The organism is Agrobacterium sp. 16-2014-1-2a (assembly GCF_053522705.1).
The window spans coordinates 154,085-168,673 of the sequence record NZ_JBNWBX010000008.1 but is presented as its reverse complement, the minus strand read 5'-3'; the positions used below and the strand labels follow the sequence as shown (position 1 = coordinate 168,673).

The 14,589-nt window shown below is 56.6% G+C and carries 9 protein-coding genes and 1 riboswitch; of the genes, 4 read left to right on the top strand and 5 right to left on the bottom strand.

Annotated features, from left to right (window positions below; genetic code table 11):
- Window positions 1-23 precede the first annotated feature (23 nt).
- From fhuB to ACQZ45_RS21385, 5 genes are all read right to left on the bottom strand, one after another.
- Window positions 24-2,003, bottom strand: a complete 1,980-nt coding sequence (gene fhuB, locus ACQZ45_RS21405; protein WP_142851289.1) for a Fe(3+)-hydroxamate ABC transporter permease FhuB — start codon at window positions 2,001-2,003, stop codon at window positions 24-26.
- The gene (locus tag ACQZ45_RS21400) at window positions 2,000-2,764 is read right to left on the bottom strand and encodes an ABC transporter substrate-binding protein (protein ID WP_236735669.1); all 765 of its coding nucleotides are present in this window, start codon (window positions 2,762-2,764) and stop codon (window positions 2,000-2,002) included. The genes fhuB and ACQZ45_RS21400 overlap by 4 nt, the downstream gene beginning before the upstream one ends.
- A gap of 127 nt (window positions 2,765-2,891) precedes the next feature.
- Entirely contained in the window at window positions 2,892-5,366 is a 2,475-nt protein-coding gene (locus ACQZ45_RS21395; protein ID WP_309582992.1) for a TonB-dependent siderophore receptor, read from the bottom strand.
- Window positions 5,367-5,467: 101 nt separating this feature from the next.
- Entirely contained in the window at window positions 5,468-6,409 is a 942-nt protein-coding gene (locus ACQZ45_RS21390; RefSeq protein ID WP_142851288.1) for a FecR family protein, read from the bottom strand.
- 32 nt (window positions 6,410-6,441) lie between these two features.
- Window positions 6,442-6,954 (bottom strand): RNA polymerase sigma factor, encoded by a 513-nt coding sequence (locus ACQZ45_RS21385; protein ID WP_003517117.1) that lies wholly within the window; start codon window positions 6,952-6,954, stop codon window positions 6,442-6,444.
- A 614-nt stretch (window positions 6,955-7,568) separates the two neighbouring features.
- Between ACQZ45_RS21385 and ACQZ45_RS21380 the strand changes: the two genes are divergently transcribed.
- The 4 genes from ACQZ45_RS21380 (at window position 7,569) to ACQZ45_RS21365 (ending at window position 14,582) form a co-directional block, all read left to right on the top strand.
- The gene (locus ACQZ45_RS21380) at window positions 7,569-9,023 is read left to right on the top strand and encodes an HlyD family secretion protein (protein ID WP_448742539.1); all 1,455 of its coding nucleotides are present in this window, start codon (window positions 7,569-7,571) and stop codon (window positions 9,021-9,023) included.
- A gap of 138 nt (window positions 9,024-9,161) precedes the next feature.
- On the top strand, window positions 9,162-11,129 hold the full coding sequence (locus ACQZ45_RS21375; protein WP_142851286.1) for a glycosyltransferase family 2 protein: 1,968 nt from the start codon (window positions 9,162-9,164) through the stop codon (window positions 11,127-11,129).
- A 92-nt stretch (window positions 11,130-11,221) separates the two neighbouring features.
- Window positions 11,222-12,502, top strand: coding sequence for a hypothetical protein (locus ACQZ45_RS21370; RefSeq protein ID WP_142851285.1), 1,281 nt, complete (start codon window positions 11,222-11,224; stop codon window positions 12,500-12,502).
- A 786-nt stretch (window positions 12,503-13,288) separates the two neighbouring features.
- Window positions 13,289-13,501: riboswitch (cobalamin riboswitch) on the top strand.
- 103 nt (window positions 13,502-13,604) lie between these two features.
- A complete protein-coding gene (locus ACQZ45_RS21365; RefSeq protein WP_113292207.1) occupies window positions 13,605-14,582 on the top strand; it encodes a DUF1852 domain-containing protein in 978 nt (325 codons plus the stop codon).
- Window positions 14,583-14,589: the final 7 nt, after the last annotated feature.

The window sequence follows — 14,589 nt, the reverse complement described above, 5'->3', positions numbered from 1 at the left end:
TGAACCAAGGCTGTTACCTCATTTTAGAACCTGGGGCTTTGTCTGCCCCGCGAGCGGATCACCCACAGAAAGTATGGCCCCCCGATAAAGGCGGCGATGACGCCTGCCGGAATCTCATAGGGAAAGTCGGCAGCCCGTCCCAACCAGTCGGCTGAGATCATCAGCGTTGCGCCGACCGCGCTCGCCGTGAGAAGCGTCAGGATTTGGCCGCGTGCCCCGGCCGCTCGGGCGATGTGCGGTGCCATCATGCCGACGAAGCTTAACGGGCCAACAATCACGGTCGCAGCTCCCGTCAGGACAGCAATGAACATTAAAAGCACGAGGCGGGATCGCGCCGGATTGAGTCCAAGAGAGCGTGCAGTGCTGTCCCCAAGCGCCAAGACCTCTAGCGGGCGGCGCAAGAGTGGCGAGATGGCCAGCCCGATCAAAACCAAGGCTGCAGCGATGCTCGCGACGAAGCCGGTTGCACGAAAGGTAGGGCCCATGGTCCACGCCAGAATGTAACTTGCGCGCGGATCGCCACTGGCAACAATGAGCGAAATTATCGCAGTCGCGAGCGCACTGATGGCTATGCCAGACAGAAGAACAGGTCCAGGCGCATAGCTTTTCCCTTTTGCCACAAGCAGAATGATCGCAAACGCGGCGACTGCACCGGTTATGCCGCCGGCAAGCGGCAAAATAGGCGACGCCATTCCTCCGACGAAGAAAGCTGCGATAATCCCCAGTCCGGCTCCGGCACTGATGCCGAGCCCTTCCGGGCTCGCTATGGGATTACGCGTGATCGTTTGTGTGAGGGAACCCGCAATGGCCAGCATTGCGCCGGCACTTGCCGAGGTCAGGACCCTTGGCCATCGACCGGCAAACAACACGGATGTTTCCAGCCCGCCAGCTATGAAGCTCTCGGTCAGCGAGAACAATGCGATAACGGCAGCAATGGCAAGACAACCTGGCAGCAAAAAGCTGCCTGCCAGAGGGTTCTCTCTTTGGTTCAGGGCATTGCTGTTAAGCTGGTCAATGGAGTGGGGCACATGTTTGATGAGCACCAACATCACTATGGCGCCGATGATTGCGGTGGCGGTACCCGTTGGCACCTCACCGACGACGGGCGCTCCAGCAAGCACGAGACTGTCAGCGAGCAGCAGGAGGCCGGCACCAAGCAGTCCTCCCCACAGCAGTCGTTGGCGGAGCGTTCGAGCGCCAACTATTCGGGCGAGGTTGGTGGCTGCAAGGCCGACGAACGCGATGACGCCGACGCGGGCTACAACAACAGCCGACAGTACGGTTGCGATAAACAGTACCACCGCGCGCAACCCGCCCGGGGACAGTCCGAGGCTGCGGGCATGGCTTTCATCAAGACCGATAACTGAAAGCGGTCGAAAGAACAGCAACAGCAGCGGTATCAGCACGATCATGCGCAAGGCCAATGCGGTCGCGTTGGAATAGTCATTCTGGATGAGTGAACCACTTCCCCAGATGAACACCCCGCGCAGATATTCGTGGTGAAACAAGGCTAGTATGACGGAGGCCGAGCCGGCGGAAAAGCTGATCACCATCCCGCAGAGAAGGAGTGTCATCGGTGCGAAGTTTGAAGCTTTTCCCAGTCCCGCAACGAGTGTTACGGCGACGAGGCCGCCTACAAGCCCGGCTATCTCGCGCTCGCCTGCCGTAACTGCAACTGTAGAAAGGGAAAGAAGGGTGATCGCCAACTGAGCGCCAGAAAGTATCCCGAGCGTCGAGGGTTCTGCCAGAGGGTTTTTCAGGAGCTGCTGGAATATTACACCCGTGAAAGCAAGCGCACCACCAGCCAGCAGAGCGACGAGGAACCGTGGGACAATCGAGAAATAGACATAGATCTGGCCGAACGAAGCTGGATCCGGCTGCCATAAGGCCGCTGGAATGTCGGAGATCGCCATATAGTGACCAACGGCAAAGGCGTGGAGCGCGATCGCTGCCAGTGTGATGGTAAAGGCGAGGCGCGGTGGGGTGATGAAACGGTTTCTCATGCGATGCCGAGACTCTGCCGCAGGACTTCGGCAAACCGCATTGCTGATGGAAACGCGCCAAATACCCACGTGGGTGGAATCATCGATACACGACCATTCCGTACGGCCGGCAAGGCGTTCCATAGTGCGCTTTGCAAAAAAAGGCCCGGTGGACCCGGCTCGATGATGACCAGTCTTGCTTCAGGATAGCGCGCGATCGCCTCCAATCCCGCCGTTGCAAAGCCCCAGTTATTGGTCTTGCCATCCCATGCGTTGGCAATGCCGATCCGTTTCAGGACATCATCGAACAAGCCACCTGCGCCGTAGATATCGATAAGCCTGTCATCCGTAAACTTGATGATCAAAAGGGCGCGCCCGTCGTAGTCTTTTGCGTTGTGAGCTATCGCGTCCAGTCTCGAATAGGACAGTTCCAAATAGTCTGTCGCACGCTCTTCCCTGCCAATGCGACGTGCAATCTCCTTGAGGGCGTGTTCTGCGGCAAGCAATGGTTGCCGGGCGGGGCCGTAAAGCGGTAGCGCAAGGGTTGGAGCAATCGCGCCGAGACGTTCAGCAGAGATACCATATCCGGCTTGAGACACGATCAGCTCGGGTTTCAGCGCTCGTAGCAGTTCAACGTTCGGCCATGATCTCAGGCCAAGGTCGATCGTGTCTGTCGAAAGTGCAGGTGTTACAACGCGGTCACCGTAAAGAGGGGCTTCGGCAACAGCAAATGGCTTGAAGTCCAGAGCGAGAAGGCTTTCTGCCCAGCCCCAGTCCAACACGGCGAGCCGATGCGTTTCCGTGCTTGCTGTTGCCACTGCTGGCAGGAAAACGGAAGCCAACCCGGCGGTGAATTGCCGCCGCGTCAGCCTGTAATCACGATTTGGGTAACGAGCGTCAGACACAATCCTACCAGCTATACTTGAGAGTAGCGTAGACGGTGCGACCCTCGCCCCAATAGCATCCCGTTGCAGCAATGCAGGTCGAGACATACTTGCGGTCGAATATGTTGCTGACATTCAGCGACGCCTTCAAACCTTCCAGCTTCGGGTCTGCCTTGCCGAAATCGTAGCGAACCGCAGCATCAAATACGGTGTATGAGGGGATGTCGAATTTGTTGGCATTGTCGCCAAAAGTCTGACCGGTGTAACGAGCGCCACCGCCAAAGCTCAGACCATCCCAGATGGTCGATGTCTGCAGAGTGTAGTCCAGCCAAAGCGATGCCTGCTGGCGTGGGACGAAGGCAAAGCGATTGCCCTCGTTGCTGATACCGGCAGCATTTGGATTGGCTTTGGTGATCTCGCTGTCGGTGTATGCATAAGATGCCAAGACAGAGAACGCGTCTGTGATTTCCGCCTTGCCCTCAAGTTCGACACCGCGCATCCTGACTTGGCCCGTCTGCACACTGTAGTTCGTGAATCCGGGGGTCGTATCTGGCGACAGGACATTGTCCTGCGTGAGGTGATAGGCAGAAAGGGTGACGAAGCTGTTGCTACCGTTGGGCTGGTACTTGACCCCAACCTCGAACTGTTCACCGGTAGTAGGCTCGAAGGCGTTACCCAAACGGTCGGTGCCGCTGGCCGGATTGAAGGAGGTTGAGTAGCCGGCGTATGTCGACAAACCGTTGTCAAAATTATAGACGAGGCCGGCCCTCCAGGTAAACTTGCCGTCTCTCTGATCGACCTGATTGTCAGCGACGCTCGTCCGGGTCCTCGTATCTGTATTTGCCCAGTCGTAGCGGCCACCGAGCGAGAACACGAAATTGTTCCACTCCATCTGATCCTGAGCGTAGAGCCCGATCTGGCTGCGGTCCTGATCGATCCGTGTTGCGATCGGCGGGCGCGTGATCGCCGTTGCGCCGTAGACGGGGTCAAGTCCATTGAAGGGAGTGAAAATTGGGGAAAGCGCCGACTCTTCGTAGCGGCTGCTTTCGTAGGAATAGTCGAGGCCGAACAATGCGGTATGAGCGACGTCCCCCGTTTGGAAATTTCCGATCGCTTGATTGTCGACGGTGACGGCGCGGGCACTTTCGGGAAACGCCCAGGCATATCGGTAGAAGGCCGTGGGATTGCAGGCTGCCGGGCAATAGGGCTGAACGCGCTGAGTATCTGTTCCGATATAGGAGTAGCGAAGGTTCTGTCTGATGGTCCAGGTGTCATCGACTTCGTGTTCAAACTCGTAACCGACAGATGCCTGGTCGCTCTTGTAGCGGTCGTAACCAGGTTCGCCTGGGAATGCACTGCGGGGCAATTCCGGATACATGCGGGTATAGAGTGTGCCGTTCGCGGGAAGCGCCGGCGCTCCGCCGCCGCCGGGAGAGTTGATGTGCTGATAGCTACCGTAAACCGTCAGTGATGTTCCCTCATCCGCCTTGAAAGTGAATGAAGGCGCAATATATCCCTTCTTCTCGCGGACATAGTCATACTGGGTATCGGTCAACCGGCCGACGCCGACGATGCGGTAGAGGAAGCTGTCATCGTCACCAGCGCCACCGCTGAGATCGAACGCTGTCTGTGTACGCTTATCGGTGCCGAACTGCATCTCCACTTCATTAAGAGCAGTTGCGCTCGGCCGTTTTGATACCATGTTGATCAGACCGCCGGGATCGCCCTGGCCATAGAGGACCGATGCCGGACCCTTGAGGACTTCGGCGCGCTCGAGGCTGAACGGTTCGACACGTGGCTGGGCGTAGCCGCGCGATCCAAACGGTAGGCGCAGGCCATCCAGATATCGACTTGGTCGAAATCCACGTATCGTAAACCAGTCATAGCGCGAATCGTCGCCATATTGGCTGATGACGCCTGGCGTATAGCGAAGAGCCTGGGTCAGCGTGGTCGAACCTTGAGCAGCAATCTGGTCTTTCGTTACAACATTGACGGCCTGTGGAGTGTCTTTGAGTGAGGTGCCCGTCTTCGTCGCTGTGGCGCTCTGTGTGGCGACAAACCCGTCTACAGGCCCACGAGCGTTCTCTCCCTGCACAACGATGGGCTCAAGGATTGTCGCGCCAACCGCACTGGCGCTTGACGAGGAGTTTTGCGGGTTGATCAAAAGGACCGTATTTGCGGTCGTAAATCGGAAGGTCAGGCCTGTGCCCGCGAGAAGACGTCTGAGCGCGCCCTCAGCCGAGAGATTTCCGGCTGTACCGACGCTGCGCAGGTTTGCCGGCAGAGGACCGTCAAAAGCGACATCGATACCGGTCACCGATGAGAAGCGCACCAGCGCAGCCGACAGAGACTGACCGGAGATCGCAAATTCGTAGCTCTTGGCGGTCTGAGCAACTGCTCCTGTTGACAAGACGACGGTGGTGAAACTGGCGCAGGCGGCCAACAACATTATACGGTACAGTCTCATGCGAAAGCCGCCGGCTTGGTTTTTCTGTGTCACTCGTTTTGCCCCCTGCAAACGGACCAATACCCGAGCATTTTCGGGCTTCTGAACAGGGGACGTTTCAGCTTGGAAAAAACCTCGGTCGATTTTTTGATTTTTTATTGCGGATAGATCAACGTCAGCAAAGGCGAGTAGCTCGCAATACGGATAGGCAGGCCGTGCTCCAGACTTTCCAGTATCCGACCGGCCCTGCGCACGTCCACGATGATGCTGATCGGCCGGCGGGCCAGGGCTCTGTCCATGACAATCATCTTGCCGTAGCGCCATTTTGACAGGGCAGCAACGACATCCTCGAACGGAGCCGAGATGAAAACGAGCCTTCCGCTTCGCCACGAAAGTCTCGTCTCAATATCCGTCTGTGATGGCACCGACAGTTTGTCATTGGCGAAGAGCACGGACTGTCCCTCCTGGACGATCCGCTCTTGGCTCAACGATGAGACCTTTACCGTGTGTTCTGCAACCGCGACGACGATACCTTCCTCATGCATCCCAACGGAAAACTGAGTGCCAAGCGCTAAAGCTCTAAGGTCTCTACAATCAACAGAGAACGGTCGAGAAGCGTCCCGCGCGACCGTGAAAAACGCTTCGCCTTGTTGTAAAATGACGTGTCGCTGGCCCGCCGTGAAATTTAACGATATGGCGCTCGCCGTCGACAGTTCGGCAACCGATCCGTCGGGCAAGGAAAAGCGCGCGGTCTCTCCGACACCCGTCCGGTAATCTGTTTGCTGCCTTAAATATGCGTGCGTCCCAAGCCCGGCGGCGGTCAGGATAGCAAGTGCACCGCCGGATTTGAGGATTTTTCGCCGTCTGACAGATGCAGGGCTTGATACCTCTGGCAGGGCCGAGGCTCCAAGCCACAAACGTTCCAGTTCGGCATAGGCTCTCGCATGGGCCGGGCTTTGTTCGAGCCAAACCCTGAAATTGGCACGGTCGAGTGGTGTCGCGCTGTCATCGAGAAGCAGCGCGAACCATTCGGCTGCACGGCGTGATATCTCTGGATCATTGTCAGGACAGTGCTCCTGAAGGGAAAAATCCTGCATCCGCCGCCTCATTCTTAGCCGCCATGCGACTTTTAGCGCTCGTAGTTGACCTCTGCACGCAACCGCTCAAGCGCCACGACCATGTGACCAAAGACCGTTTTGGGCGATATTCCCAGTCGTTCGCCAATCTCGACATATGTCAGGCCGTCAATACGAGCGAGGATAAAAACCTGCTGGGCGCGTGCAGGCATGTGTTCCAGTGCGGCCTGAACGCGAAGCAGTTCCTGACGGCTGATGGTAGCTGCTTCCGCAGATGGTGCGGGATCACGAATGGATTCAAGGCCTTCGATCCCGTCGACAAAGGGGGCGATCTTGCGGCGGCGTTCGTGATCAAGCGCAAGATTGCGGCCGGTAATCATGAAATAGGCTGCCAGGTCGACAACATCACGTAACAGGCCCGGCCGTTCCCAAAAGCGAAGAAAAGTATCCTGAAGGAGATCGGCAGTTGTCGCCGGGCAATGGACCCGACGGTAGATGACGCGCATCAGACGAGAGCGTACGCCCATAAAGGTCTCGAGGATTTCAGGGTGTTTTGCGCTTTCCATGAAAACGCTGCTACCATTGGCTCGGAATCAAATCAAGATAAGATGAAATTTGCAATCAAGTTTTTACGCCGCCAAGCGCTTGCGTATTGCAGCTGATTTGATCGGCTCGCCATTGATGCTTGTGATGCCCAGCAGCAATCTGCTCTTCGCAGAGCCTTCGCCGTACCCGGCGAAGGCGGAACCGACGCCATGCCGAATGTCACAGTTTGGCGTGTTGCCAGGACCAGATCTTGTTCCGACCCCTTTTGGGCTACCGCGAATACTGACCTGTGGACGCCGGCCTATCGAAAGTTGGATATGGGAAACCAGACTCGTGCCGCTGTCTTGGGCAAGCGGATGCTTCTATAGGTTGCAACCTGGGCGGCCGGGTGAGAGCCCGCATAATAACCAGATGCCATTTAAAAGGCACAGCTGATACGAAACGATTGAAATTTAGCTCTGTAGTTTTTCGTGGACGAGTTTTTGCGATTTCAACGCTGGCAGATGCCTATGATTTAGGCGATATCGAAAAATTTATTAATGCAATCTTAACGATGTTGCGTCGCAAAAAAACTTAGTGAACTATTTTAATACTGCGGGAGGAAAGGCTGTTCAACAAAACAGGAGTTGATATCATGCTGTTCCGCAATAGAGACAAAGAAGTGCGCCAAAGTGCGTCGGTGAAGCTGGCCTCCTATACTGTCCTTGGCGTTGTCGCCACGGTGTTTTCATCTTCTGTGTTTCCGCCAGTCTTCACATCCCAGACGAACCGCGCCCTCATCAATGCACCAGTCATTCCGCTGACGACACCGATCAGCGGTTTGGTAAAGATATCCGACAAGAACGGTAAGGCTGCTATTGAAAATGACAAGGTCGACAATACCACGCTCATCGGCCTGAAGGTGCAATTGGCAGCACTCGATAATGAACTTCGCCAGAAGAACGGAATTATTGGCGACTATGCCAGCCGCATCGACGATTTGAACAGGGATCTTGCCAGTCAGCAGGCGGCGTTACTGCAAAGAACCGAGTCTGACCTTCAGGCAGCCAATGCAGCCTTGCAGATGGTGACCTATTCGACCCGAATTGCAAAAGCGGAAGCCACGCGAAAACAGAAGCTGATGGCGAAGGGGATGTATTCTGGAATCGGAGAGGATATAGCGGACACAATACAACTTGAAGATACAAAGCTGCAAGCTGCCAAAGTCGCCGTTGACAAACTCACCAAGGAAATGAACTTCGCGCGCCAAGGCATCTATATCGGCTCCGATTTGCAATCGCTGCAAAATCTTCAGCAGGAAATTCGCACACGGTCCGCAGATCTGCTGCAGATCCGGATGCAGATGACCACCATGCAGACGCGCAAAAGCGAGCTCGAAACGCTGGCATCGGCGGAGAGCGCACGTATTGAAAGACTGACCCGCGCCGAACTTTCCATTCCACCGGGCACGACGCTCTACAAGCCCGTGGCTGCGACCGGCCGTGAAGTGGTTGCAGGCGACACGCTGGCGGAGGCGCTTGACTGCCGCAACGCTTTCGTCGTGGCGATTTTTTCAGAGCGTCAGGCACAGGCGCTTTCCGTCGGTTCTCGGGTGAAGGTGAGTTCCGATGCCTGGGCGGAAGAATCCGATGGGGTGGTGGAGCGCCTGGTGCCACGTACTACCGAACGTGTCGACCTCGATTATGCCGTGCCCTTTCCACCAACAGAGCGGCGAGAGCTTTACGCCTATATTCGCATGGACGGCAAGGCACAGGAAAAATTGACCGAGAACGGCGCCTGTTCGGTCGGCACGTGGGTGAGTGTGAGCCTGCCGCGCGAGTGGCTCGGCAAAACCCGGAACTATGTGCATGAAGCATCAGCCAGCCTGTTCCAGTTTGCAAAGACCTCCGTCAGCGAATTGCCGGATGTCAGGCAGGCCGCATGGGCACTGATCGAAACGTCGCGTGATACGCTATCCGCACACACTGGTATCGAGTGGCCACAACAGCGGCCGGACGTGCCTGGCCGGGCACATCAGCCCGATATCATCACCCAGCACCCTTTCGGCAATACGGATGCCACCGGAAAGGCACCGCGCACCCAATCCTGACACCCGCATGGATTGGACGGGCCCCTGCGGGAGTGCGATGCAAACCCGCAGGGCGACCCACCACCTGTTTAAGACACTCGAAGCAACCTCATTCACGCGCGGCGTGCCGCGCGCCTGACCAACCATGAGGATAAGTCGATGTATTTCAGCCCTGATGGCGATGTTCAGTCGGTACTCTACGTCAATCTTGTCATCGCCCTTTGCGCGATCCTGTTTACCATACTGGCCGACCCGCGCAGGGTCCTGGACCGGTTGGCCTTCAGTGCGATTATGCTGCTGTCTCTTGGCCTTTACATATTTTGGCGCGCCACCGATACGCTGCCACCCTTCGAGCTTTCTCTGGAGACTGCCTGGAATTACATTTATTTCACCTTCGAGCTGATCTCCGTTCTTTACGCCATCGGCTCGATCCTGATCCTGACGAGGCGGACGGACTGGACTTTCCTGGCTGATAGAGGGGAAGCCGCGATTGCAACTAATCCCGATGCGCCACTCGTTGACGTCTTTATCTGCACCTACAACGAACCTTTGAACGTCCTTGAGAAGTCGGTTATCGCGGCCCAGGCCATGCAATATCCGCAGCTGCGTGTTTTTGTCTGCGACGACACGCGCAGGCCGGAAGTGCGGGACTATTGCGAGGCGGTCGGCGTCAATTATGTTACGCGCCCGGACAATAGACATGCCAAGGCGGGAAATCTGAACAATGCACTTGAACACACCAACGCGCTGCCACAGGTTTCCGATTTCATCATGGTTCTGGATGCGGACTTCGCGCCACAGGCCAACTTCCTTCGTCGCGTAACCGGTCTTTTCGCCGATCCCAAGGTGGCAGTTGTGCAGACACCGCAATTTTACTTTAATTGCGACCCAATCCAACACAACCTCGGCATCCGCAATTCCTTCGTCGATGATCAACGTGTATTCTTTGATGTATTCCAGCCGGCCAAGGACGCGGTCGGTTGCGCTTTCTGCGTCGGGACGAGTTTTGTCGTGCGGCGTGCGGCGGTCAACGAGCTCGGCGGGTTTCCGCATGATGCACTTTCCGAAGATATGCTGCTGACCTACCGCCTGATGGAGCGAGGTTACGTCACACGCTGGCTCAACGAAAAACTCAGTGTCGGTCTATCGGCTGAGGGCCTGCCAGAATATATCACGCAACGCACGCGGTGGTGCCTGGGCACCATTCAGATCGGCCTTCTGCGGACGGGACCATTGTGGCGCGGCAAGTTCACGCTGACACAAAGGCTGCATTATCTGCACGGGCTGTTTTGCTGGCTGTCGAAGCCTTTCATCCTCTGCCTGTTGCTGGCACCATCGATCTACTGGCTCACAGGCGTTTCCGCCCTCCAGGCCGACGAGCTGATGTTCATGAAATTTGGACTGTCGTCACTGGCTTTGTTTTGGGCCTACTCCACCTGGATATCGGGAAAACGCACCCTACCGCTGTTCACCGAAGTGACGCATGCGCTGACCGCTGTTCCCATCACCATCACCTTGTTTCAGGCTATGCGCAAACCCTTCGGACGTCCCTTTAAAGTCACGGAGAAAGGTGGTGACCGGTCACAGGTGCGCATTCACGGGCCCACAGCGCTATTTTTCGCAATCGTCACCGTCACCTCCGCGGTTTCAGTTCTGCTCGCCGTTTACGCATGGGACGCCCCTGTAGAATTTTCGGCGCGAGATTGTCTCAACCTCATCTGGTCGGCCGTCGCCATGGTGATTGCCTTCACCAGCCTCATCTGCTGCATTGAATTACCACGTGTCGACAAGGAGGAGCCGATCGGGGTGGATTTGGAAGGCCGATTGCGGTGCGCAAGCGAGGTGAAGGCGGTACGGATCGTGGCGCTTTCGACCGAAACCGCGACCCTCGAAGACTGCAACCGGTCTTACGCCGAGGCAGAGTGCCTGTATGTGCCCGAGGTGGGCTGGGTGCAGATCGATGCAACGAAAGTCTCGCAAACGCCCGGCAAATTCACTCTCACCCCTAGTGCCGACCAGCATCGTGCAATCTTGAGGCTGCTTTTCCGCAATGCGCCCGAAAATGTCGCGGAACAGGGCGACCTCCTGAAGTCCATGCAGATGTTACTCGCAAGGGCCTTCAGCTAAGACAATTCGCGCCAAACCCGGGACCGTGCTCGACGTAAACCGCAAGCTAGAGGCGGGGTTATTTGGAAAAGCGCCCACCAAACGGAAAACTCATGTCTGTCAAATCGATCATCGCGACAGTTCTCATGACCTGCTTCACAACAGGAGTGGTCGCTGGTGGCGATGGGCGCACCGGTTCCGGATCAGTTCGCGACCGCCTTGCTGTTAGCTTGTGTGCGGGTCTCGTTGGGAAGATGGACGAATCCACCACCCCCTTCGTATTTCGGAGCTTTGAGCCTGCACCCGGCGGCAAAGCGCTTGATTCCGCTCTTTCAAATGCGGGTTTCACCTATGACAATGCCCTGGCGACGATTGCCCTTTTTTCCTGTGGCAACGATACCGAGGCAAAAAGGGTTGCCGATGCGCTGCTGCTCGCCGTCAACAACGATCGCTATTACAGCGATGGCCGCCTGCGCAACGCCTACCGTTCCGGCCCCGTTGCGAACGAAAATGATGCTATGCTTTTGCCCGGTTTCTGGAGTGAGGCCAGCAAGACGTGGGTCGAGGATGACTATCAGGTCGGCAGCGCAACGGGCAACCTGGCCTGGGCGGCACTTGCGCTTCTCACTGCCAGTGAACGATTAAGCAATCCGTCCTATGTGCAGGCAGCGACCAAACTCATGCGCTGGATCGATGCGCATACGGCGGGCGTCCGCGATATCGGCTACACAGGTGGCACATTCGGTCATGAGCCTGCACCGGCCAAACTCGAGTGGAAATCGACGGAACATAATCTCGATGTGTATGCCGTTGCGGGTTGGCTCGCCGAAATTGAGGGAGCGCGCGCCTGGCAGGCGATGCGGGACAAAACACGCAAATTTCTTGATGCGATGTGGAATGAGCAGCAGGGACGGTTTTACGTCGGCAGCCTACCCGGAAGCGACACACCCAACTCGAGCCAGTCCGGAATAGATTCCGAGCTCTGGCCCATTCTCGCGGTGCCGGAGTTTCGGGGCCGCGGTGGGCGTGTTCTGCATTGGGTTGATCGGCATTATGCGGTTGCGGGAGGTTTTGATTTTAACGACGATCGGGATGGTGTGTGGCTGGAAGGTACGGCCCAGGCCGCGCTGGCATTTCAGCAGGCCGGCGATGCCGACCGGGCCGAGGCGCTGCTTGCCACCATTGCCGCACAAATATCTCCCGATAACCTGATCTACGCGACAGTCGGGGACGAACTGACGACCGGGCTGATGATCGGGCCGACCTCGACATTTGCCGACTTCAAATATTTCAGGTTGCCGCATGTCGGGGCTACTGCCTGGGCAATCCTTGCAGCGAAAGGCTGGAACCCTTTTCTTAGAAAAAGCGGTTGTATTCGTCTTTGTGAGGGATAACTGTCCGTCTCGGCGGCAGCAGGAGGATATTGCTCCAGGCCGTTGCGCCGGAGATTGAAAACTGGGACGCATGACGCTGCTGAAAGCGGCGAAAAGCGTAAAACCGCAACGTTGACTGCCGACTAGCAGTTCCAGTGATTCAAGCCTGACGGTACGATTAACGAAGCCGAATACCGCCCACTGCCAGACCTGTCAGATGCCCGGTGCGGATCGGAACTTCCTGTGCACCTTCAACGACATGGGGCGGTTCGAAGGCCCGAGCACAAATTCGGCGGTGCTGTTGCGGATACGCGCCCGTGATGTTATCGGCCCGCAATTTAAGGGTGCTTGCCTTCGCTCATTCGTTATTTAATTCAAGCGCCGATCCCTTTATTAGCGCTGCGCCGGCACAGTAGGGCATGTCCGAACAGCATCCCAACCTCCGGCGAGGCCGCTTCAATTAAACGCCTGTGGCCGGCGAAATCATGCGCGCCTTCTAGCTGCCCCAATTGCCTCCTGAACCGTCGATCGACGTACTGGCTCTTCTGCAGCGACTAAGTCTGGCGGAACGCGCTCTGGGCGCCTGGACGGTATCACCAGGCTGCTCCCGCACTAGGAACTACTCGTGGTGTGGTCTGATCCTTTCAACTGCGTGGAGCGAGATGTTTGCCACGGCCAGGTCCGCGTATGTGAGAATCGCCTGACAACGCCGAATGCAACCTACTCGGCCGGAACCGACAATGGAAACGTAGACTTAAGGACATAAAGATATCGTTATATGATGTTGACCGATGACGTGGCTTACAATATGGTCGACACGCCTAAGGTTCCCCAGTCGTTGCACGCAACGTGCCGGGGCTAAGAGGGAAGTCGGTGCTCCGTGTCATGCGGAAAAGCCGACGCTGCCCCCGCAACTGTAAGCGGCGAGCTGAAGTCCAATATGTCACTGGTTTACCCCGGGAAGACGGACGGAAGTGATGATCCGTGAGCCAGGAGACCTGCCTTTGGTGAAATAACGTCCACGGGCGGGGTGTCCCAGTGTGCCGTAGCAAAGGCTGCATTGTCGCGGCCCGTCTTGCTATGCGTCCGCAGACCCATGCCCCCAACTTTATAGGGGCACAACATGTCTCAGACCTGCATTTTTACAATCACGAGCGTACCCTTCGATGAGGACTATCGTCCTTCAGAACATACGCGCATCACCACCAATTTTGCCAATCTGGCCAGGGGTGAAAAGCGGCAGGAAAACCTGCGCAATGTCATGCGCATGATCGACAGCCGCTTCAACGCCCTCGCTCACTGGGATAATCCCAAATCGGACCGATACTCGGTCGAGTTGGAGATCATTTCGGTCGATATGAGCTTCGATGTCGCAGGTGAAAAATTTCCCCTCATCGAGATACTGAAGACGACGATCATCGATCACAAAACCAGTGAACGTATCGACGGCATTGTGGGGAATAACTTCTCCTCCTATGTGCGAGACTACGACTTCAGCATTGTGCTGCCGGAGCATAACAAGAGCGTTCCTGCCTTCAGCATTCCGGCCGACTTCGGCGACCTGCATGGAAACCTGTTCAAGTCTTTTCTGCGGTCGGATGCCTACCGCTCGTACTTTCGCAAGCCGCCGGTCATTTGCATCAGCGCCTCGACCAGCAAGACCTATTACCGGACCGAAAATCATCACCCCGTCATGGGCGTCGAATACCGGCAGAATGGGTTCTCGTCCACCGACCAGTATTTCGGGAAAATGGGATTGCAGGTTCGCTACTTCATGCCTGCAGGCAGCGTTGCGCCGTTGGCCTTCTACTTTGTTGGGGACTTGCTGGGCGACTACTCCAATATTGAGCTAATCGGCGTCATCAGCACGATGGAAACGTTTCAGAGAATTTATCGCCCCGAAATCTACAATGCGAACGCAGCAGCCGGGACATTTTACCAGCCCAACCTGAAGCACCAGGACTATTCGCTGACCAGGGTCATTTACGATCGCGACGAACGAAATCGCTTGGCGGTGGATCAGGGTAAGTTCACCGAAAAACACTTCATCAAGCCATACCGCGCCGTCCTTGAGCAATTGTTTGCTCACCGCCCCGCTTGAGCATCAC